At 70.0% G+C, this 19,676-nt stretch carries 27 protein-coding genes; 10 read left to right on the top strand and 17 right to left on the bottom strand.

What is annotated here, in order from left to right; translation table 11 throughout:
• Positions 1 to 287: 287 nt before the first annotated feature.
• The 3 genes from ACFOJE_RS10850 to ACFOJE_RS10840 all read left to right on the top strand — a co-directional run bounded on the left by ACFOJE_RS10850 (position 288) and on the right by ACFOJE_RS10840 (position 3,155).
• Entirely contained in the window at positions 288 to 1,574 is a 1,287-nt protein-coding gene (locus ACFOJE_RS10850) for an ABC transporter substrate-binding protein (protein ID WP_377814360.1), read from the top strand.
• A 109-nt stretch (positions 1,575 to 1,683) separates the two neighbouring features.
• Positions 1,684 to 2,463 carry a molybdate ABC transporter substrate-binding protein gene (gene modA / locus ACFOJE_RS10845; RefSeq protein ID WP_377814359.1) on the top strand — a complete coding sequence of 260 codons (780 nt, stop codon included), beginning with the start codon at positions 1,684 to 1,686 and terminating at the stop codon, positions 2,461 to 2,463.
• On the top strand, positions 2,460 to 3,155 hold the full coding sequence (locus ACFOJE_RS10840) for a molybdate ABC transporter permease subunit (RefSeq protein WP_377814357.1): 696 nt from the start codon (positions 2,460 to 2,462) through the stop codon (positions 3,153 to 3,155). The genes modA (ACFOJE_RS10845) and ACFOJE_RS10840 overlap by 4 nt, the downstream gene beginning before the upstream one ends.
• A gap of 2 nt (positions 3,156 to 3,157) precedes the next feature.
• On the opposite strand, the gene ACFOJE_RS10835 is transcribed toward ACFOJE_RS10840, so the two are convergent.
• Positions 3,158 to 4,102 (bottom strand): ATP-binding cassette domain-containing protein, encoded by a 945-nt coding sequence (locus ACFOJE_RS10835; RefSeq protein WP_377814356.1) that lies wholly within the window; start codon positions 4,100 to 4,102, stop codon positions 3,158 to 3,160.
• A gap of 67 nt (positions 4,103 to 4,169) precedes the next feature.
• A complete protein-coding gene (locus ACFOJE_RS10830; protein WP_377814355.1) occupies positions 4,170 to 4,595 on the bottom strand; it encodes a TOBE domain-containing protein in 426 nt (141 codons plus the stop codon).
• Between the two features lie 213 nt (positions 4,596 to 4,808).
• Here ACFOJE_RS10830 and ACFOJE_RS10825 point away from each other — a divergent pair, with 213 nt between their 5' ends.
• The 6 genes from ACFOJE_RS10825 (at position 4,809) to ACFOJE_RS10800 (ending at position 9,493) form a co-directional block, all read left to right on the top strand.
• Positions 4,809 to 5,621 carry a TOBE domain-containing protein gene (locus ACFOJE_RS10825; protein ID WP_377814420.1) on the top strand — a complete coding sequence of 271 codons (813 nt, stop codon included), beginning with the start codon at positions 4,809 to 4,811 and terminating at the stop codon, positions 5,619 to 5,621.
• A gap of 39 nt (positions 5,622 to 5,660) precedes the next feature.
• Positions 5,661 to 6,419 carry a molybdate ABC transporter substrate-binding protein gene (gene modA / locus ACFOJE_RS10820; RefSeq protein WP_377814354.1) on the top strand — a complete coding sequence of 253 codons (759 nt, stop codon included), beginning with the start codon at positions 5,661 to 5,663 and terminating at the stop codon, positions 6,417 to 6,419.
• Positions 6,420 to 6,426: 7 nt separating this feature from the next.
• Positions 6,427 to 7,110 (top strand): molybdate ABC transporter permease subunit, encoded by a 684-nt coding sequence (gene modB / locus ACFOJE_RS10815; RefSeq protein WP_377814353.1) that lies wholly within the window; start codon positions 6,427 to 6,429, stop codon positions 7,108 to 7,110.
• A complete protein-coding gene (modC, locus tag ACFOJE_RS10810) occupies positions 7,107 to 8,261 on the top strand; it encodes a molybdenum ABC transporter ATP-binding protein (RefSeq protein ID WP_377814352.1) in 1,155 nt (384 codons plus the stop codon). The genes modB and modC overlap by 4 nt, the downstream gene beginning before the upstream one ends.
• Positions 8,262 to 8,287: 26 nt before the next feature.
• Positions 8,288 to 9,094: a TSUP family transporter gene (locus ACFOJE_RS10805; RefSeq protein WP_377814351.1), complete on the top strand. Its 807-nt coding sequence runs from the start codon at positions 8,288 to 8,290 to the stop codon at positions 9,092 to 9,094.
• 180 nt (positions 9,095 to 9,274) lie between these two features.
• On the top strand, positions 9,275 to 9,493 hold the full coding sequence (locus tag ACFOJE_RS10800; RefSeq protein ID WP_377814350.1) for a Nif11-like leader peptide family natural product precursor: 219 nt from the start codon (positions 9,275 to 9,277) through the stop codon (positions 9,491 to 9,493).
• A 54-nt stretch (positions 9,494 to 9,547) separates the two neighbouring features.
• On the opposite strand, the gene ACFOJE_RS10795 is transcribed toward ACFOJE_RS10800, so the two are convergent.
• The 11 genes from ACFOJE_RS10795 to nifE form a co-directional block, all read right to left on the bottom strand.
• Positions 9,548 to 9,979 carry a hypothetical protein gene (locus ACFOJE_RS10795; RefSeq protein ID WP_377814349.1) on the bottom strand — a complete coding sequence of 144 codons (432 nt, stop codon included), beginning with the start codon at positions 9,977 to 9,979 and terminating at the stop codon, positions 9,548 to 9,550.
• The gene (locus tag ACFOJE_RS10790; protein ID WP_377814348.1) at positions 9,976 to 10,734 is read right to left on the bottom strand and encodes a Rossmann-like domain-containing protein; all 759 of its coding nucleotides are present in this window, start codon (positions 10,732 to 10,734) and stop codon (positions 9,976 to 9,978) included. The genes ACFOJE_RS10795 and ACFOJE_RS10790 overlap by 4 nt, the downstream gene beginning before the upstream one ends.
• Positions 10,731 to 11,099, bottom strand: coding sequence for a hypothetical protein (locus tag ACFOJE_RS10785; protein WP_377814347.1), 369 nt, complete (start codon positions 11,097 to 11,099; stop codon positions 10,731 to 10,733). The genes ACFOJE_RS10790 and ACFOJE_RS10785 overlap by 4 nt, the downstream gene beginning before the upstream one ends.
• The gene (locus ACFOJE_RS10780; protein WP_377814346.1) at positions 11,096 to 11,596 is read right to left on the bottom strand and encodes a hypothetical protein; all 501 of its coding nucleotides are present in this window, start codon (positions 11,594 to 11,596) and stop codon (positions 11,096 to 11,098) included. The genes ACFOJE_RS10785 and ACFOJE_RS10780 overlap by 4 nt, the downstream gene beginning before the upstream one ends.
• A 5-nt stretch (positions 11,597 to 11,601) precedes the next feature.
• Positions 11,602 to 11,922: a 2Fe-2S ferredoxin gene (locus ACFOJE_RS10775; protein WP_377814345.1), complete on the bottom strand. Its 321-nt coding sequence runs from the start codon at positions 11,920 to 11,922 to the stop codon at positions 11,602 to 11,604.
• Between the two features lie 12 nt (positions 11,923 to 11,934).
• Positions 11,935 to 12,231 (bottom strand): ferredoxin III, nif-specific, encoded by a 297-nt coding sequence (fdxB, locus tag ACFOJE_RS10770; RefSeq protein ID WP_377814344.1) that lies wholly within the window; start codon positions 12,229 to 12,231, stop codon positions 11,935 to 11,937.
• A 135-nt stretch (positions 12,232 to 12,366) separates the two neighbouring features.
• Positions 12,367 to 12,576: a CCE_0567 family metalloprotein gene (locus ACFOJE_RS10765; protein ID WP_377814343.1), complete on the bottom strand. Its 210-nt coding sequence runs from the start codon at positions 12,574 to 12,576 to the stop codon at positions 12,367 to 12,369.
• Positions 12,577 to 12,586: 10 nt separating this feature from the next.
• On the bottom strand, positions 12,587 to 13,069 hold the full coding sequence (locus ACFOJE_RS10760; protein ID WP_377814342.1) for a NifX-associated nitrogen fixation protein: 483 nt from the start codon (positions 13,067 to 13,069) through the stop codon (positions 12,587 to 12,589).
• Between the two features lie 31 nt (positions 13,070 to 13,100).
• On the bottom strand, positions 13,101 to 13,577 hold the full coding sequence (locus tag ACFOJE_RS10755; RefSeq protein ID WP_377814341.1) for a NifB/NifX family molybdenum-iron cluster-binding protein: 477 nt from the start codon (positions 13,575 to 13,577) through the stop codon (positions 13,101 to 13,103).
• Between the two features lie 4 nt (positions 13,578 to 13,581).
• Positions 13,582 to 14,961 (bottom strand): nitrogenase iron-molybdenum cofactor biosynthesis protein NifN, encoded by a 1,380-nt coding sequence (gene nifN / locus ACFOJE_RS10750; RefSeq protein ID WP_377814340.1) that lies wholly within the window; start codon positions 14,959 to 14,961, stop codon positions 13,582 to 13,584.
• Between the two features lie 10 nt (positions 14,962 to 14,971).
• Entirely contained in the window at positions 14,972 to 16,417 is a 1,446-nt protein-coding gene (nifE, locus tag ACFOJE_RS10745) for a nitrogenase iron-molybdenum cofactor biosynthesis protein NifE (RefSeq protein ID WP_377814339.1), read from the bottom strand.
• A 248-nt stretch (positions 16,418 to 16,665) separates the two neighbouring features.
• Here nifE and ACFOJE_RS10740 point away from each other — a divergent pair, with 248 nt between their 5' ends.
• Positions 16,666 to 17,703 (top strand): RNA methyltransferase, encoded by a 1,038-nt coding sequence (locus tag ACFOJE_RS10740; protein WP_377814338.1) that lies wholly within the window; start codon positions 16,666 to 16,668, stop codon positions 17,701 to 17,703.
• A gap of 21 nt (positions 17,704 to 17,724) precedes the next feature.
• On the opposite strand, the gene ACFOJE_RS10735 is transcribed toward ACFOJE_RS10740, so the two are convergent.
• The 4 genes from ACFOJE_RS10735 to nifT all read right to left on the bottom strand — a co-directional run.
• Positions 17,725 to 18,465, bottom strand: a complete 741-nt coding sequence (locus ACFOJE_RS10735; protein WP_377814336.1) for a 4Fe4S-binding leucine-rich repeat protein — start codon at positions 18,463 to 18,465, stop codon at positions 17,725 to 17,727.
• An 8-nt stretch (positions 18,466 to 18,473) separates the two neighbouring features.
• Positions 18,474 to 18,743: a DUF6129 family protein gene (locus ACFOJE_RS10730; protein WP_377814335.1), complete on the bottom strand. Its 270-nt coding sequence runs from the start codon at positions 18,741 to 18,743 to the stop codon at positions 18,474 to 18,476.
• 22 nt (positions 18,744 to 18,765) lie between these two features.
• Positions 18,766 to 19,497, bottom strand: coding sequence for a dinitrogenase iron-molybdenum cofactor biosynthesis protein (locus ACFOJE_RS10725; RefSeq protein WP_377814334.1), 732 nt, complete (start codon positions 19,495 to 19,497; stop codon positions 18,766 to 18,768).
• A 4-nt stretch (positions 19,498 to 19,501) separates the two neighbouring features.
• The coding region (gene nifT / locus ACFOJE_RS10720; RefSeq protein ID WP_377814419.1) for a putative nitrogen fixation protein NifT at positions 19,502 to 19,676 on the bottom strand (175 nt) is incomplete at its 5' end.

The raw sequence follows: 19,676 nt of genomic DNA, 5'->3' as shown, positions 1-19,676 counted from the left end.
AAAGGCCCACGGGAAGGAGCCGCGCTACTAGGTTAACTAGTTGATTATTCGTCATTAATTTCATCGAGCCCCTCGAGCGGAATACTGGCACCGTGCTTGCTTAGGCAGATGGGAACACAGGAAAAATAGACGCCATGGAGGCCAGATCAGGGGTTTCCCATGCATTCGTATTCGCCGTCGTTTCGCTTCGCACGGGCCATCGGCCCCTCCGACAACGCTTCGCTGCCGACTCGCCGCACCGCGACGCCCCCGCGGGTCGGTCCGCTGTTCTGAGCGCGGAGCCGGCCATGCCCTGCAATCCCTCCCTGACCCGCCGCCGCCTGCTCGGCGCCCTCGGGCTGCTCTGCGCCGCGCGCCCGCTGCTGGCCGCCGGGCCCGACGAGCTGGTGGTGCTGACCGGCCATGCCGAGCCGGCGCTCTCGGCCTTCGCAGCCGCCTTCCGGGAAACCCATCCCGAGTACCGGCTGAATCTGATCCGACGCCGGCCCCACGAAGCGCTCGCCCTGCTCTCCCGGCTCGGCCAGGGCGGCGTGGACGTCTACTGGTCCGCCTCGCCACGGACCTTCGAGGCCCTGCGCCAGAGCGGCGCCTGGCGGCCTCTGCGCCTGGACCGCGGCGAGCTGCCCGAATGCGTCGCCGGGCTCGAACTGGTCGGACCGCAGGGGCACTACCTGGCCACCGAGATGGTCGGCCACGGCTTCGCCATCGACCCGCCGGCCCTGGCCGCCCTGGGAGTGCCCCGCCCCCGCGACTGGGCGGATCTGGCCGACCCGCGCCTGGCCGGGCGGATAGCCCTGCCGGTGCCGAGCCAGTTCGGCTTCGCCGCGGCGATGGTCGACATCGTCCTGCAGGCCCATGGCTGGGAACGGGGCTGGGCGCTGTGGAGCGAGATCGCCGGCCTGTCCTGCCTGGTGCGCCATGGCTCGGGCACGGTCCGCGACGAAGTGGGCGACCGGCGCGCCGCGGTCGGCCTGTCCGCGGACGCCCCCGTCGCCGACGACGCGCCGCTGGAATTCGTCTATCCGGCCAGCGGCGGCCTCGCGCCCGGACACGTGGCGATCACCGCCGCCAGCGCCCATCCGCAGGCGGCCGAGGCCTTCGTCGCCTTCCTCCTCTCCGAGCGGGGCCAGCGCCTGCTGAGCGCACCGGGCATCCGCAAGTTGCCGGTGCGGCCTTCGGTCTACCGGCAACTGCCGGCCGGCTACCACGATCCCTTCCGGGCGGCCGCCACCGGCGCCTATGCCTACCGGGGCGACTCCGCGAGCGGACGGCTGGGGCTGATCGCCACGCTGTTCGAGCAGATGTTGGTGCACCGCCACGAGGAGCTCTGCCGGCTGTGGGCACGGGTCCACGAGCTGGAGCGCCAGCGCGGCGTGCGTCTGGACGAGATCCGCCGGCAGCTCTGCAAGCCCCCGCTGGACGAGCGCCAGGCGCGCGATCCGCAGCTGCTGGCGATCTTCCGCCGCAGCCTCGAAGGCTCCCCGCAGCCGGCCGGCCAGACCGGCTGGCCGCAGCTGGCCGAGCAGCAGCGCCGGCAGGCGGCGAAACGCCTGACGGAACTGGAGCCGGCATGAGCGCCCGGGCGCCCGGAAACGGCTCGCCGCCCTGCACCCGCTCCGAGCCGCGGCAGCCGGCGTTCGCAGCGCAGCGGAACACCCATCCATCGACCCAGGAGCTTTACCCATGTCCACCACCCGCCGCTTCGCCCCGACCGGGCGCCTCCCGCTGCTGCACCACCTGCGCCAGACGCTGGCCATCGTCCTCCTATTCTGCGCCGGCCTCGGTCCGGCGCTCGCCGCCGAGTCCCTGATGATCGCCGTCGGCGCCGGCTACAAGCGATCGATCGGCGAACTGGCGGCAGCCTTCGAGCGCCGTTCCGGCATCAGGCTCGAACCCCTCTTCGGCAACATGGGCCAGGTCCTCGCCCAGGCCGGGCAGAGCGACCGGGTAGCGCTGGTGTTGGGCGACCAGGCGTTCCTGGAGGAAGCCGGGCAGGTCGCCTTCAGCCGCTATCTCCCGGTCGGCCGGGGCCGGCTGGTGCTGGCCTGGCCCAATGGCAAGCGACTGGCCGAGCCCGCCGACCTGGCCGCCCCCGGCTTCGCTCGCATCGCCCTGCCCGATCCGCGCCACGCGGTCTACGGCAAGGCCGCCAGCCAGTTCCTCGCGCGCAGCGCGCTGGCGCCCAGGCTGCAGGGACGACTGCTGACGGTGGCCACGGTGCCGCAGGTGTCGGCCTACCTGACCAGCGGCGAGGTGGACGCCGGCTTCGTCAACCTCACCGAGGCCCTGGCCCTGAGCGGGCGGATCGGCGGCTACCGGGAACTCGACCCGGGGCTATACGACCCGATCCGCATCGTCGCCGGGGTGATCCGCGGCCGCGAGAACCGGCCCGGGGTCGCCGAGCTGGCGGCCTTCCTGGAGACGTCCGAGGCCCGCGCCGCCCTGGCGCGGCACGGGCTGTGAACGATCCGCTCGGGGAACTGGCGGCCCTGTTCGGCGAGCCGGACGTGATCCACAGCCTGCGCCTGACCGCCGAGGTGGCGCTGGCCACGCTGGCGCTGCATCTGCTCGCCGGACTGGCGCTGGGCTACGTCCTGTCGCGACCGCGCTGGCTCGGTCGCGGTCTGCTCGACGGCCTGGTGACCCTGCCCCTGGTGTTCCCGCCGGTGGCCACCGGCTTCCTCCTCCTGCTGCTGCTCGGTCGCCACGGCCCGCTCGGTGCCTGGCTGAGCGAGGAGTGGGCGGTGGAAGTGGTGTTCTCCTTCTGGGGCGTGCTGATCGCCTCCTTCGTCGCCGGCCTGCCGCTGGTGGTCAAGCCGGTGCAGTCGGCGCTGGAGAACGTTTCCGGGCGCCTCGCCGAGGCGGCGCGGGTGCTCGGCAAGGGCGAGACGGAGATCTTCCTGCGCGTGCTGCTGCCCAACGTCAGCGGCGCCCTGGCCGCCGGGCTGGCCCTCGGCCTCGGCCGCTCGCTGGGCGAGGTCGGCATCACCCTGATGCTCGGCGGCAACGTCGCCGGCCGCACCACCACGGTGTCGCTGGAGATCTTCAACGCCGTCGGCAGCGGCGAATTCGAACGCGCCGCCCTGCTGTCGCTGCTGATCGGCCTGGTCTCCCTCGCCCTCTTCGCCATGCTGCGCAGGCTCCGGGCGCTGTAGCCTCATGGCCGGCGGGCGGCGAGCGGGGTCGCCCGCCAGTCGCCGGCGCTCAGCAGCACGCCGTCGCCGGGGGCGAGGACGGTGCCGGGCGCGACGCGGGCCAGGCACTGGCGGCCCTGGCTCTCGATGCGGTAGCGCGGACTGCCGTCGGCGGCGGTTTCGCAAACGAGGACGCGCCCGGCGAGCAGCAGCGGAGCGTCGGCCGCATCGGCGCCGAACAGCGCGGCCGGGCTGCCGTCGGCGACCACCGCACCGGCCTCCAGCAGCACCGCCCGGTCGGCCAGGCGCAGGGCCTCGGCAGGATCGTGGGTGACCAGGATCAGGGTGGTGCGCTGGCGCGCGCGCAGGGCGGCGAGCGCTTCCTGCAGCTCGCGGCGCAGGGCGCCGTCGAGGGCCGACAGCGGCTCGTCGAGCAGCAGCAGCTCGGGCTCCGCGGCCAGGGCGCGGGCCAGGGCCAGGCGTTGCTGCTGGCCGCCGGACAGACGTCCCGGCGCCCGATCGGCGAGGCCGGCGAGACCGACCAGCTCCAGCAGCTGGTCGGCCCGGCTGCTCGGCACGCCGCGCGGCAGGGCGAAGCGCACGTTGCCGCGCACGCTCATGTTGGGGAACAGCGCGTAGTCCTGGAACACCAGCCCGGCCCGGCGGCGGCGGGCCGGCAGGTCGATGCCGGCGGCGCAGTCCAGCCAGAGGCGGCCGAAGGCGGCGACGTGGCCGTCGTCCGCCGGCAGCAGGCCGGCCAGCAGGCGCAACAGGCTGGTCTTGCCGGTGCCGGAGGGGCCGAGCAGGGCCAGGCTTTCGCCGCGGGAAAGACTCAGCGCCACATCCAGGGTGACGGGCCCGTCCGCCGCGACGAGGCGCTTGCGCAGATGGAAGTCCAGCCGATCGGGCGCGCAGGCCCGGGCGGCACGGGAGCGGCGCAGCAGCGCCGGAAGAACGAACGGAGCCATGGCGGTCCCCCGTGGCTAAGGCATGCCGCGCAGGCAAGCATGCCCCGTGCCATGGGCCGCCGGAGGATCAGGCGGGTACGCCGAGAATCACGTGGGAAGCCTTGATCACGGCTATGGCGCTCGTACCCGGCTTGAGGCCCAATTCGGCGACCGCTTCCTTGGTGACGATGGAGGTGAGCTCGGTGCCGCCGGCCAGGGTCAGGACGACCTCGGCGTTCACCGCACCGGCCTCCACCAGCTTGACGGTGCCGCGCAGCTGGTTGCGCGCCGACAGGCGTACGCCGCTGTCGTCGCTCATCAGCAGCACCCAGGGCGCCTTGACGATGGCCAGCACGGACTTGCCGGCGGCCAGCTCCAGCGACCTGACGCTCTCCATGGTGACCACCGCGACCAGCCGGTCGTTGCCGAGGGCGATGCTGACTTCGGCGTTGACCGCACCCGGCTGCAGGGTGTCGATGGTGCCTTCGAAGACGTTGCGGGCACTGATTTTCATGACGTACTCCTTGATGATGTCATGTGGGATTTGAACCATCATTTATGTCTGACCCGACATAAATCCGTGTCGGGAATCCGACACCGAATCTGCGGAACAGCTTAAGGACGGGGCTTATAGCCAGGCAACCATCGAAAAAACGACTGGCATAGGATTTGCTTTATATAAATCAGGCAATATAAATAAATTCGGCAGGAAGGAATCGTCATGACTCTGAGCGCCACCCGCTTTCTCGCGCGCATGTCCCTGGACACCGATGTCGGCACGGCACTTTCCGATACCCGCATCCGCCTGCTCGAGGAGATCGAGCGCGAAGGCTCGATCAACCGCGCGGCCAAGGCCGTGCCGCTGTCCTACAAGGCAGCCTGGGACGCCATCGACACCATGAACAACCTGGCCCCCGAGCCGGTGGTGGTGCGGGTCGCCGGCGGCCGGCAGGGCGGCGGCACCCAGCTCACCGAGTACGGCCGGCGCGTGGTGGCCATGTACCGGGCCCTCGAGATCGAATACCAGAGCGCCCTGGACCGCCTCTCGTCGCGCCTCAACGAGGTCAGCGGCGGGGACATCCAGGCCTTCCAGAGGCTGATGCACTCCATGAGCATGAAGACCAGCGCACGCAACCAGTTCGCCGGCACCATCACCGGCCTGCGCGTCGGCGGCGTGGACTACGAGGTGCGCATCCGCCTCGACGCCGACAACGAGATCGCCGCCATCATCACCCAGGCTAGCGCGGAGAACCTCAAGCTGGCCATCGGCAAGGAGGTCTTCGCCCTGGTGAAGTCGTCCTCGGTGATGCTCTCCACCGAACCGTCGATCAAGCTCACCGCGCGCAACCAGCTCCGGGGCCAGGTCGCCGCGGTGCACGACGGCCCGGTGAACAGCGAAGTGACCCTGGCGCTGCCCTCCGGGCGCACCGTCACCTGCGTGGTCACCACGGACAGCTGCAAGACTCTCGGCATCGAGCCGGGCGTCGAGGCCTGCGCCTTCTTCAAGTCCTCCAGCGTGATCCTGGCCAGCTACGAATGAACCTTTCCCTGCCGCTTTTCCCCACAAGGAGTGCACCCCATGAGTCATAAGCTGTCCCGCCTGTTCGCCGCCCTGGGCGCCGGCCTGCTCGCCTGCGCGGCCCAGGCGGAGGATGTACAGGTCGCCGTCGCGGCCAACTTCGCCGCGCCGATGGAGGCGATCGCCGCGGAATTCGCCAAGGACACCGGGCACAAGGCGGTGCTTTCCTCCGGGGCGACCGGCAAGTTCTACGCACAGATCCAGAACGGTGCGCCCTTCGAGGTCTTCCTCTCCGCCGACGACAGCACCCCGGCCAAGCTGGACAGCGAGGGCGCCACCGTCGAGGGCAGCCGCTTCACCTACGCCGTCGGCACCCTGGTGCTGTGGTCGGCGCGCGACGGCTACGTCGACGGCAAGGGCGACGTCCTGCGCAAGGGCGATTTCCAGCACCTGGCGGTGGCCAATCCGAAGACCGCTCCCTACGGCGCGGCGGCCATGGCCACCCTGGACAAGCTCGGCCTGACCCAGAAGCTGCAAGGGCGCCTGGTGCAGGGCGAGAACATCGCCCAGACGCAGCAGTTCGTCGCCACCGGCAACGCCGAACTGGGCTTCGTCGCCCTTTCCCAGGTCTACAAGGACAGCAAGATCACCAGCGGCTCGGCCTGGATAGTCCCGGCCCAGTATCACGAGCCGATCCGCCAGGATGCGGTGATTCTCGCCAAGGGCAAGGACAACCCGGCGGCCAAGGCCCTGGTCGAGTACCTCAAGGGCGACAAGGCCAAGGCGGTGATCAAATCCTACGGCTACGCGCTGGACTGAGGCGCGGATGCCCCAGTTCGACAGCGTCGATACCGCGGCGATCTGGCTGACCCTCAAGCTCGCCAGCCTGACCACGCTCCTGCTGCTGCTGTTCGGCACGCCGATCGCCTGGTGGCTGGCGCGCACCCGTTCGCGCCTGAAGGGGCCGATCGGCGCGGTGGTGGCCCTGCCGCTGGTGCTGCCGCCCAGCGTGCTCGGCTTCTACCTGCTGATTGCCATGGGGCCCCACGGCTTCGTCGGCCAGCTGACCCAGAGTCTCGGACTCGGCACCCTGCCCTTCACCTTCGCCGGCCTGGTCGTCGCCTCGGTGTTCTACTCGCTGCCCTTCGTGGTGCAGCCGCTGCAGAACGCCTTCGAGGCGATCGGCGAGCGCCCGCTGGAGGTGGCGGCGACCCTGCGCGCCGGTCCCTGGGACACCTTCTTCAGCGTGGTCCTGCCGCTGGCCAGGCCCGGCTTCGTCACCGCCGCCATCCTCGGCTTCGCCCATACCGTGGGCGAATTCGGGGTGGTGCTGATGATCGGTGGCAACATCCCCGAACGGACCCGGGTGGTCTCGGTGCAGATCTACGATCACGTCGAGGCCATGGACTATGCCCAGGCCCACTGGCTGGCCGGCGGCATGCTGGCGTTCTCCTTCCTCGTGTTGCTGGTGCTCTACGGCACGCGCCTCAAGCAGGGCTGGAACCGATGAGCGAACCGATCGACACCGCCGAACGCCTCCTGGCCTGGCCGGCCCGCTCCGCCGCGCCCGCACAGGACGCCGGCGGCGGCATCCGCGCGCGCTTCCGCCTGGCCTATCCGGGCTTCTCCCTGGATGTCGACCTGCGCCTGCCCGGCCGCGGCGTCACCGCCCTGTTCGGCCATTCCGGCTCGGGCAAGACCACCTGTCTGCGCTGCGTCGCCGGCCTGGAGCGGGCGCCGGAGGCGTGTCTGGAAGTCAACGGCGAGCGCTGGCAGGACAGCGCCAGCGGACTGTTCGTGCCGCCGCACAAGCGCGCCCTCGGCTACGTGTTCCAGGAGGCCAGCCTGTTTCCGCATCTGTCGGTGCGGCGCAACCTGGAATACGGCATGCGCCGGGTCAAGGCGGCGATCCGCCGGGTGTCCTGGGAACGCGTCCTCGAACTGCTCGGCATCGGCCACTTGCTCGAACGCATGCCCGGGCACCTGTCCGGCGGCGAGCGGCAGCGGGTCGGCATCGCCCGCGCGCTGCTCACCAGCCCGCGCCTGCTGCTGATGGACGAGCCGCTGGCGGCCCTCGACCACAAGCGCAAGAACGAGATCCTGCCCTATCTGGAACGCCTGCACGACGAGCTGGACATCCCCATCCTCTACGTCAGCCACGCCCCCGACGAGGTGGCCCGTCTGGCCGACCACGTGGTGCTGCTCGACCGGGGCCGGGCGGTGGCCCAGGGCGGCCTGCAGGAAACCCTGGCCCGGCTCGACCTGCCGACCGCCTTCGCCGAGGACGCCGGCGTGGTCATCCAGTCGGTAGTGGCCGAGCACGACGACCGCTATCACCTGACCCGCCTGGACTTCCCCGGCGGCCAGGTGCTGGTGGCGCGCCGCCCGGAACCGCTCGGCCAGCGGCTGCGCTTTCGCGTGCACGCCCGCGACGTCAGCCTGGCCCTGGAGCGCAACGAGAACAGCAGCATCACCAATATCCTGGCGGCCCGCGTCCGTGAGGTGGCCGCGGCCGACACCCCGGCCCACGTGCTGGTGCGCCTGGAGGCCGACGGCACGCCGCTGCTGGCGCGCATCACCCGCCGCTCCTGCGACCTGCTCGGCATCGCCCCGGGCAAGGCGCTGTGGGCGCAGATCAAGGCGGTGGCGCTGCTGGAATGAGCGAGCGCGCCCCGAAGGCAAACGCCATGTCCGACCTTTCCCGCAGCGGGCAGGGATTCCTCGCCGGCTCGCTGATCGGCACCCTGGGCGGGCTGATCGGTCTCGGCGGCGCGGAGTTCCGCCTGCCGGTGCTGGTCGCCCTGTTCCGCCTCGGCACCCTGGAGGCGGTGATCCTCAACAAGGCCATGAGCCTGGTGGTGGTGAGCGCCGCCCTGCTCTTTCGCGGCGGCGCCATTTCGCCGGACCTTCTCGCGCCCCACCTGCACGTGGTGCTCAACCTCCTCGCCGGCAGCCTGGTCGGTGCCTGGTGGGCGGCGGGCCATGCCATCAGGCTGCCGCGGCATTGGCTCGACCGGATCGTCATGCTGCTGATGCTCGGCCTGGCGCTGGTGATGCTGGCCGAGGCCTGGTCGGGCCGGCACGCCGGCAGCCCCGCGCCGCTCCTCGAGCCCGGAGCCCTGCGCCTGCTGGCCGGGGTGCTCGCCGGTCTGCTGATCGGCATGGTCGCCGCCCTGCTTGGCGTGGCCGGCGGCGAGCTGCTGATCCCGACCATCGTGCTGCTCTACGGCCTGGACACCAAGGTCGCGGGCAGCCTGTCGCTGATGGTCAGCCTGCCGACGATGATCGTCGGCTTCGTCCGCTATGCGCGCGCCCAGGCCTTCGCGGTCCTGCGCCAGGAGCGGCCGCTGATGCGCGGGATGGCCGCCGGCTCGGTTCTCGGCGCCGCGCTGGGCGGCCTGCTGCTGGGCGCCGTGCCGACCGCCTGGCTGACAACGCTGATCGGCGCGCTGCTGCTGGTCTCGGCAGTGAAGACCTTCCAGCACGCCCGCTGAACCCTGCCGCCGGACTGTCCGAATTACCGCAAGCCGCCATCGCCGTTGTCGCAAACGCGACATGCCCCATGACTAACTTACTGATTCATAGGCAGTTTTTCGAGGGCATCAAAGTTGCTAAAGCCCTGTACCGGGCGCAGTGGAGCCCGGCTTTAGTAACCGCGACAGAGAGAACGAAGCATGTCCATCAAGGAAATCAAAGCCTTCTCCGACCAGGCCCGTGCCGATCAGGCCCTGGGCGAGAAGCTGAAGGCCTGCGAAAAGGTCCGCGAAATGATCGCCCTCGGCAAGGAGCACGGATTCAACATCGTCGAAGACGTCCTGTATCCGCCGAACGAGCCGCAATTCACCGAAGAGCAGCTGTCGCCCAAGCTGGTCAAGGCCCTGCTGCGCGCCTGAGTGCGGTACGGGGCGCGGCGCATTCGCGCTGCGCCCCGCATTCCCCCGGGCGGCTCAGCCGATCAGCACCTCGTAGGCGCGCCTGAGCAGCTCCCGATCCAGCCAGGGCATGCCGATGCTCTGCGGCAGCTCGATCCAGCGCGTCCCCGGCGGCGGGACACAGAGATCGTGGCCCGGCAGCGCGGCAAGGTAGACCGGCAGGAGCAGTCCCGGCACCTCCATGTGCAACTGGAATTCGCTGACCAGCGTCAGCTCCTTGTCGATCCCCAGCGTCCGCTGCAGGCTGCGCAGAGCGCTGGCCGGGTGGCTCTGCACCAGCGGCCCGCCACCGGGCTCGGCGATCACCGCCAGGCGCGGCAGGGCCTGCGGCAGCACCACCCCGGAACGCAGCGGAACCAGGAAGCGCAGCCGGGCGCTGACCGGGTGTTTGTGGCAGACCAGCATCCGCCAGGGAAGTCCGGCATAGCCGGGCAACAGCTCGCTCATGCATCCAGCGCCAGCAAGGCGTACTCCACGGGGCCCTGGAACAGCCGGGTGCCGCCGCCCTCGGCGACCACCTGGCGGGCGGCGTCGGCATCCAGCACCTGCACCCCGGCCAGGTAGTCCACGCCGAAATGGCGCCAGTCGTAGAGCCAGGGCAGGCTCGGCCCCATCAGCACCACCCGGGCCTGGCGCGACAGCTCGAGCAGCCGCGGCAGGGTCTTGTTGGCCAGGCTGCTGGCGGTGATGAACACCCAGTCGGCCTGGGGCAGCAGGTAATCCGCAGCACTGTCGGGCAGATCGCCATCCTGCGGGTTGCGCTCCAGACAATGGTACGGGAAGTCCTGCCAGAGCCGCTCCAGTCCGGGATAGTGGCCGATCACCACGACCCGCTGGCCGTCCAGCCGCGGGCGAAAATGGGCGAACACGCGCAGATGCCCGGGGACCTCGCCGCGCAGCGGTTCGGCCTGGCGCAGGCAGGGCGAGGCGCGGTTGACGGCGGCGTTAACCAGGGCCAGGCCGACCACCGCCTGCGCGGCGTCCCAGGATAGAAGCCAGTCGCGCAGTCGGTCGCTGGGCTGGCCCCTGAGGGTACCGGCCCAACCCAGGGTGCGCGGCACCTGCCGCGGGCTGAAGGCGAAGCCCAGGCCGTCGGCCACTTCCGCCAGGGTCCAGCTGAGGCCGATCTGCAGGCTGCGCACCGGCTCGTCGCGGGCGGCGCTGGCGGCGCTGTCCAGCAGCCAGTCGTACAGGGCGTTCATGAATCCAGCGCCGGCAGCAGGCGCAGCTCGCTCTTCAGGGAACCGGGCCGTCCCCAGGCGGTGGCGGCCTCGATCACCCAGTCGGGCTTGCGCGGGTGGGGCATCAGCACGTCGAACTCGGCGAAGGCCTGGCCGTCGCCATGGATCAGGATGCTGCCCATCAGGCAGCCATGGGGGGTGCGCCACTCCGCGTAGAGGGTCTGGCTGTGATCGAAGGGGTCTTCGCGCAGTTCGGCATGGCTGCAGGGCGTGCCGGTCACCGCCAGGTCCTTGTCGAAGCCGACCCGTTCGAGGGCGCCGTGCAGGGCCTGCCAGATTTCCGCGAACAAAGGCTGCGCCTCCTTGAGGCGCTGTTCCAGGGTCATGCGGCATCCTCCTTGAAGGAACGGGCGATGTGCAGGAAGGCGCCACCGCCGATCTCGTCGCCAGGGTCCAGCTCCAGCAGCTTCTCCAGAACCTGCCGGGCCTGCTCGACCTTGGCCCGGCGCAGGCGGATGACGCCCAGGGCCTTGAGACTGAACAGGTAGAGCCGTTCCGGCCCGCGCCGGAGCGACCAGTCGGCGCTGTCCGGACGCAGCCGGCGGTAGTTGCGGTCGAAGCCGGCCGCGCCGGCGGCCGCGCGCAGGGCGGCCCAGACCGCCGCTTCGGCCTCGGCGTAGCGGGTCGAGACGAAATAGAACTTGTACAGACCGATGTACGCGTCCGGCTCCTGCGGCCAGCGCCTGCGCGCCTCCAGCAGCAGGGCCTCGACTGCCTCGGGACGCTCGGCGCAGAGGGCGCTGTTGAGCAGGTAGCGCAGCTCCTTCGGCGGGTTGTCGGAGAAGAACGCCCGCCCGGAGCCGAACAGCAGCACGTCGGCCATGGTCGTTACCAGATTTCCGCCGGGGCGAGCTTGTCCGCGTAGGTCTCGCCCTTGAGCAGGTGGTCGATGATGATTTCCGCATCGCCCGGTTCGGCCCAGCTGTACATCAGCGAACCGGGGTAGATCAGCACGTTGGCGCCGGCCTGGCACGGCCCGAGGCAGCCGGTGCCGGTGAGGGCGATGCGCCCCAGCAGGTTCTTCTGGATCAGCACCTGGCTGAAGGCGTTGAACAGCGCTTCGCCGCCCTTGGCCGCGCAGCTGCCGCGCGGATGCCCGTCGGCGCGCCGCTGGATGCAGACGAAAATGTGGAATTCCGGCTTGGCCATGTTCGCCTCTCCTCAGCCCGCCAGGGCCTGGTGGGTGTGGCACTGCTTCGGGCAGACCGCGGAGCAGGCCTTGCAGCCGATGCAGTCGAGGCCGTCGGAGATGGTCATCACCATCATCTCGTCGTCGTCGTCGTAGAAGTCGTCGTCCTCGACCATCTCGGCGCGCTCGACCAGGGTGAACACGTCGCGCGGACAGACCTTGTAGCAGCGGCCGCAGCCGATGCACTTCTTCGCGTCGAGTTCGGTGACGAACTCCGGAGTCCACTCTGCCCCGCCCCGGGTACGCCCGGTAATCATTGCCTCAGCCATGTACTATCTCCTGCCCGCCACCGGCGGTGGCGGTGGCTAACGGTTGTCGAAACGGCGGTTCGAAGCCCGCTCTGGATCTTGGGTTGGAATCGGCGGCCGGCCCCGGACGGCGCCGGGCCGGCTCGCCCTGCCGGCTCAGACCGCCTCGGCGGCCTCCAGCCGGGCCTTGGCCGCGGCCCAGTCGACGCAGGCCTGGTGGGCCTGCCGGGCCAGCTCCGGCAAGGTGTCGTAGTCGGTCAGCAGACGATCCTCGACCAGGTCGTGGATCTGCGAAGCCCAGTCGGTGGCGATGCGCTTCTTCTGGCTGACTTCCTTCTTCAGGGCCTTGAGTTCTTCTTCGTTCATCTGGCTACCCTCAGAGCTCGGCGACCGCCCGATTGCCGTTGACCAGGCTGACGGCCTTGTCCACCAGCTTCTGCGCCTCGCCGGCGAGCGCGTCCAGGGACTCGAAGCCGAAGCGGTGCACGTCGCGCAGGGTCTTGTCCAGGGCCACCAGCTTGCCGACCAGGATCAGCGCGCGGCCGAAGCCTTCGTGGGTGATGTTGATCACCGGCACGGCCAGCAGTCCGGTCTCGCCCTCGACCAGCTGGGCGAGGGCGTTGTAATAGGCCTTGACCCGGGAAATGGTGGTCTCGTCGGGATCGCCCACCACCGGAATGGCCTTGCGCCGCTCCTTGGTCAGCACCAGCGGGTCGAGCACGCGGGCATCGCTCCAGGTGTCGTAGGTGCCGTAGCTGTCCATGGCGCGCAGCTGCACGACCATCTGCCTGATGATCGGCTGCTGCAGAGCCTGGTCGTCTTCCCGGACGACGGCTTGTTGTTCCTGTGCATCGAACATGGTTGCTTCCTCGTGGTGATTCGGTCGGGTCCTATTCGTCCCAGGCCTCGGCGGCCATGGCGTCGAAACGCTGGCGGTCGGCCCCCTGGGTACGGCGGATGGCCTTGGCCAGCCAGGCCGACGGGCCCTCGCGCAGCTCGGCCTGGAGGGTTTCGATGAGCTCGTCGATGCGGGCGGTCTCGGCGACCTTGACCGGCTGCACGCCGATGGCCATCAGCTGGCGCACCGCCGAGGCGCCGCAGGCGCGGCAGTAGACGGCGATGCAGCCCTTGAGCAGCTCCAGCTTGGTCACCAGCTTGTCCTCGTTGCCGTCCTGGTCGAGCTCGCCGAACTCGACCACCGAGAGCAGCTGCGACTGTTCCGGGTTGACGCCGTAGATGACGAAGGAGCGCGAGGAACCGAAATGCTGGTCGACGTGCTCGCGATCGGACGAGGCGAAGGCGACCTTCAGCAGGGTGCCGTCGTCCTCTCCATCCAGTACCTGCAGTTGTCGGGTCGGGCTGGCCATGGCTTCAGTGCCTCCATTGCTGCTGGGGTTCGGTTGCGGGTTGCTGCGCGTAGATCGAGTGATAGGCAGGGATGCCCTGATGGTGCTCGACCAGCAGGTTGGCCATGTCGAACAGCGCCTGGGCGGTGCCCCGGTAACCGCACCAGCAGCGCTGGAAGCCGCCGATCAGGTCGTACTGGGGAAAGCCCATGCGCAGCAGCGGCACGCCGAGGCGCTGGGCGCTGGCCAGGGCGTGGCTGTTGCCGAGGATCAGCTGGGCCTGGCCGGCGCCGGCCGCCTGCTCCAGATCTTCCAGGTCGCCGACCTGGATGCTCGCCAGAGGCGAGGCCGCCAAGGCCGGCGCTTTGGCCGGCACCACGGCGGCGACGGTCTGCGCGCCCATGCCGCGCAGCAGGGCGTCGAAGCCGAGCAGCAGGTCGGGGTCGGCGGCGATGGCCACCCGGGCGTAGCCGAGCATGAAGTGGGTGTCGAGCATGGCGTCCTGCAGCTGGCGGCGCTGGCGCTGCCAGCGCTCGGGCACCGGATTGCCGCTGATCTCGGCCAGCGCCGTCAGCCAGGCGTCAACCTCGTCGAGGCCGAGCAGCACGCCGAAGCGCCGGTCCGGCACGCCGGTGCGCGCCGCCAGCGCATCGGCGGCGCCATTGAGGCTCTGCCCGACCACCAGGGTGGCGACGCTCTGCCCCGCCGTGGCCAACTCGTCCAGGGTCAGCCCGCCGGTGGTCAGCGGGTTGAAGCGGACGTCGTCCAGGTGGCCGTCGAGGGAGCCGGACAGATCGGGAATCAGCAGCGGCCGCAGGCCGAAGCTCTCGATGCTCTCGGCGATGAACTCCAGATCGCCGGGGGTGAGGTTGGCGGTGCACAGCACGTTGACCTGGCGCGGGCGCTGGCCGGCCTGGCCGTGGCTCTCGGGCACCAGGGTCTCGACGATCGCCTTCACCGCGGCGGCGAAGCCGCTCTCGAAGCTGCCGGTGAAGTCCGGGGTGTTGACCGGGACGATGGCGGTCTTGTCGTACTCGTCGTATTCGCTGCGGAACTGGTGCAGGGCGCTGTTCAGGTCGCAGCCCTGGGTTTCCGCGAGGCCGGTGGTGACCAGGCCGATGACGGCCGGGTCCTGCTTCTCGCAGATGGTCTTCAGCGCCTCGACGATGTTCTCGTCGGCGCCCATGATCGAGCTGACCTGGTCCATCGCCGTGGTCTGCAGCGGCACTGGCTCGCGGAAGTGGCGGACGAAGAACACCTTGGCGAAGGCGGTGCAGCCCTGCGAGCCGTGCAGCAACGGCATGCTGCGGGTCATGCCGAGGAAGGCCAGGGCGGCGCCCATGGTCTGGCTGGCCTTCAGCGGGCTGACGGCCAGGGCTTTCTTGCGGTTGACGATCTCGGCCATGGTCTGTCCCTCACGCGGCTTTGGTCGGGGCGGCGAGCGGGGCCGCAGCCACCACGTTCAGCGGCGCCGCCTGGGATGCGGCGCCGGCCCAGGGCGCCGGGCGGCGCACCGCCTCCCACACCGGACTCTCGATGGTCAGGCACAGCTGGCGCACCAGTTCGAGCATGCCGTCGTAGCCGGCGTAGCCGAATTCGCGCTCCTGGTTGATGTCGAGGAAGGGAATGCGCCCCTTGAGGGCGGTGTACATGTTGCGGCCGCCGGCGATGAGGATGTCGGCCTTGTATTCGTCCACGGTCTTCAGCAGCACCCGCGCCTTGCCCTCGTCGAGCATCTTCACGTCGTCGCCCATCAGTTCGCGGATGCGTGCCTTGTCCTCCTCGGTGGACTTCTTGGTGCCGGTGGCGACCACCTTCATGCCCAGGTCCTGCAGGGCGGAGATCACCGACCAGGACTTCACCCCGCCGGTGTAGAGCAGCACGCGTTTGCCGGACAGACGCTCGCGCCAGGGCTCCAGCGCGCGGCGGATCTTGGCTTCTTCCCGGGCGATCAGCGCCTCGGTGCGCTCGCTGAGATCGGGGTCGCCGATCAGCCGGGCGAAATCGCGCAGCGCCTGGGAGGTGTCGGTGATGCCGTAGAAGCTACCCTCGAACCAGGGCGTGCCGTAGCGCTCCTGCAGCTTGCGGGCGACGTTGAGCATGGCCTTGGAGCAGACCATCATGTTCACTTCGGCGCGGTGCATGGTCTGCACCTGGTGGAAACGGGCGTCGCCGGAGAGGGTGCAGAGCACCCGCAGGCCCAGTTCGTCGAGCAGCGGCAGCACGTGCCAGAACTCGCCGGCGATGTTGTATTCGCCGATCAGGTTGACGTCGTGCACGCGGATGCCGGGGCGCTGGCTGGCCACCGGGACCGGCTCGGGCTCGCGGGTGCCGACCACGTACTTGACCATGGCCTCGCCGGCGATGCGGTTGCCGAGGTTCTTGGTGCCGTAGAAGCCGGCGGCGTCCACCGGCACCACCGGGGTCGCGAAGTGCTCGCTGGCGGCCTTGCACACCGCCTCCACGTCGTCGCCGATCAGCGCCGGCACGCAGGTGTTGTAGACGAACACCGCCGGCGGCGCGTAGGTCTCCACCGCCTGGCGGATGGCATGGAACAGGCGCTTCTCGGCGCGGCCCATGATCACGTCCTGCTCGGTGAGGTCGGTGGTCATGCCGATGCGGTAGAGGTCGGGGCCGCTGGAGCGGGTGCCGCGGTTGTCCCAGGAACTGCCGGCGCAGGCGATCGGCCCGTGGACGATGTGCGCCACGTCGGCGATCGGCAGCAGCGCGATCTGCGCCCCGTCGAAGGCGCAGCCACCGTCGGTGGCGCCCGGCTTGGGCTTGGAGCAGCCGGACTTCTCCTTCTTGTTGTGGCTGCAGGCGGGCTCGTCGAGCAGCTCGGCAATATCCTTGGCTTTCATCGCATACCCCTCTGGTCGTAGGTGCAGCTCTCTGGAGGGGATGGTGCAATGCCTGTACCAGAAGCTAACTCACTGATTTTTCGGGACTTGTAGCTTCATGACTTTGTCGCAAAGGCGTCGGGGTGTCGGTTTTGTGACAAGCGGGGAAGCGGAACCGCCCCCGCCACCGGCGGCGGACGGGCTATCCGCCGGACGGAAGGTCGCGGGCGCATGAATTCGCCCCGGCGGGGTGATAGGATGCGCGCCCCATGCGCATCCAAGACCTTCACCACCGCCTCGCCGAGCTCGGCGCCCTGCCCCTCCATAGCGGGCGGATCCTGCGTGCCTGGCTGCAGGGCCGGCCGCTGGACAGCGGCCGGCGCAACCAGCAGGCGCAGGACTTCCTGCCCCTCGCCGTGCGCGAGGCGCTGCCGCAGCTGGTCCGCGAACTGGACGGCCTGGTGCGATTGCGCTCCGAGCACCCGGGGGCGGACGGCTCCGCGCGCCTGCTGGTCGAGCTGTCCGACGGGCAGATGGTGGAAAGCGTGCTGCTGCCCCGCGACGGGCTGTGCGTGTCGAGCCAGGTCGGCTGCGCGGTGGGCTGCGTGTTCTGCATGACCGGCAAGAGCGGCCTGTTGCGCCAGCTGGGCAGCGCCGAGATCGTCGCCCAGGTCGCCCTCGCCCGGCGCTTCCGCCCGGTGAAGAAGGTGGTGTTCATGGGCATGGGCGAACCGGCGCACAACCTGGACAACGTGCTGGAAGCCATCGACCTGCTCGGCAGCGAAGGCAACATCGGCCACAAGAACCTGGTGTTCTCCACCGTCGGCGATCCGCGGGTGTTCGAACGCCTGCCGCAGGAGCGGGTGAAACCTGCCCTGGCCCTGTCCCTGCACAGCACCCGCGCCGACCTGCGCCGGGAGCTGCTGCCCAAAGCCCCGCCCATCGATCCGGCGGAGCTGGTCGAACTGGGCGAGCGCTACGCCCGCACGGTCGGCTACCCGATCCAGTACCAGTGGACCCTGCTGGCCGGGATCAACGACGGCCAGGAGGAGCTGGACGGTATCCTTCGCCTGCTCAAGGGCAAGTACGCGGTGATGAACCTGATCCCCTACAACAGCCTGGAAGCCGACGACTACCGGCGCCCCGCCAGCGAGCGGATCGTCGAGATGGTGCGCTACCTGCACAGCCGCGGCGTGCTGACCAAGGTGCGCAATTCGGCCGGCCAGGACGTCGAGGGCGGCTGCGGCCAGCTGCGCGCGCGAGCGGTGGAGCTGGTCAACACCAGGCGCCTGCAGCGGCCACGCTGACAGCTTGACCGCCGCGGCGGACTAGCGCCCAGCCGCCAGTCGCTCCTCGATCGCCCGCTTCACTTCCGGGTCCTGCTCGTCCAGCTCGCGCAGAGATTCCAGCGGGGCGTTCTCCACCGCAGCCAGACGCACCGTCCAGTCCGGGTCGTAGAGCATTTCCACCACGTCGGCGCCGGCCAGGCGCGAGGCCACGATGCGGCGCACTTCCGGCTCCGGGTCCTGGGCCATCAGGCCGAGGCTCTCGTCCGGTAGGCGCTTGGCCACCAGCTTGCGCACCTGGCGGTCCTCGTCGCGCATGAAGCGGAACAGCCGGCCCGGGGCGATGCGCTGGACCACGTAGGCGCGCACCAGGTAGTCCCGGTCGGCGGCCATCTGCTCCAGCTGCTCGAGCGGCAGGCGGTCGGCCACGGTGATGCGCACCTCGCGATCCTCGTCGTGGATCAGCGCGATGAGCTGCTCGCGCGGCAGGCGATAGGCCACGGCGCGGCGCACCGCCTCGTCGCTGTCGCGGATCAGCGGGGCGAGTGCTTCCACCGGGGAGTAGCGCACGGCGATGGCGCGGCGCTCCCAGAAGGGATCGCCGAGGTAATGCACGGCGATGTGCGGGTTGTTGCGGAAGAAGCGGTCGATCTGCCGCCCGCTTTCCACCGCCACGCAGGCATCGCCGGGGCTGCAACGCCCGGCGAGCAGCAGGTTGCCGCGGAAGCTGCAGGCCCGGCAGTCGCCGATGGGAGTGATGTCCTCGCCTAGATCGTCGCGCATGGCCAACCTCAGTCCGGGATGATTTCCGCCAGGACGATGCCGGAGGCGCCGTCCAGGTCGTTGGTCAGCACCGAGCAGTGGTTGCTGGAGTTGACCAGGTAGACGTTGAAACCCGGTCGCTCGGCGACCGGCTTGGCGTTGACCACGATGTCGTCGTCCATGCAGCAGGTGAAATGCACGCCGGGATGCGCGCTGCGCAGGCCGACGAGCAGACTTTCGTCGAGCACCGACTGCTCGGCCTGGCGGATAACGTCGTCGAGAAGGGACTGGCTGATCATGGCTGGTTCCTCGAGGAAGCGGTTACTGAGTGAAACGCACGCGACGGCCGGGCTCGGCGCCCATGGCCTTGGCCAGCCAGGGCGGCGGCGCGGTGGCCAGCACCCGCTGCAGCTCCTCGACGATTTCCCGCGCCGGCTGCGGCCGGGCGAGCTTGACCGGGTGCACCCCGGCGCGGATCACCTTGGCCGCCGCCGGCCCGCCGATGCTCAGGGTGTAGAGCAGCTGGCAGTCGGCGAGCAGCTGGGCGCGCAGGGCGTTGCGGTCCTCTTCCGCCGAGCAGGGGCCGGGCTGGCGGACGTCGATGAGTCGGCTGGCGCTGGGCGATATCTGGTAGACGAGAAAGCGCGCGCAGTTGCCGAAGCTGCCGTCGAGGCGCTCGCCGTTGTCCGAGGCGCAGGCGATGCGCACGGAATCCTGCAGCTCGCCCTCGCGGTAGGGCTGCGGCGTCGGCGGCGGCTCCTCCGGCATGCGCACGCCGCGGCCCTTGAGCAGGCTGAGGGCACGCTGCAGCTGGCCTTCGGAGATGACCGGCGACGCTTCGCCGCCACCACCGGCCTCCAGCAGCCGGGTCCGCAGGCGGGAGCCGCGCAGCTTGGCCAGACGGGCCTCGGTGATCGGCTCGCCGACGGCGGCGATCAGGGCGCGCAGCAGGAGGGCGGTATCCACCCCCTTGAGCACGCGGGCAGCCAGGGCGATGCGCAGGGCCAGATGGGCCGGCAGTCGTGCCTGGCCGTATGGCGTGTGCGCATTCATGCTCCTAGGCCTCGCCGGCTCGCTTGGCGCGAACGGTGATCGGCAGCTTGGGCTGCGGGATCGGCTCGATGTAGTAGCTGGAGCCGTCGCCGAGAGTGACCTGGCCGCCCCAGCTCTCGGGACTGTCGTGCTCCAGCGAGACCACGATTTCCTCCTGGTCCTTCTTGGCGATGTAGAAG

It is taken from the genome of Azotobacter bryophylli (genome assembly GCF_042643485.1).
GTDB classification, from domain to species: Bacteria; Pseudomonadota; Gammaproteobacteria; order Pseudomonadales; family Pseudomonadaceae; genus Azotobacter; species Azotobacter bryophylli.
Note: the sequence above shows the minus strand (reverse complement) of the source record. Positions and strands in the feature narration are given on the sequence as shown.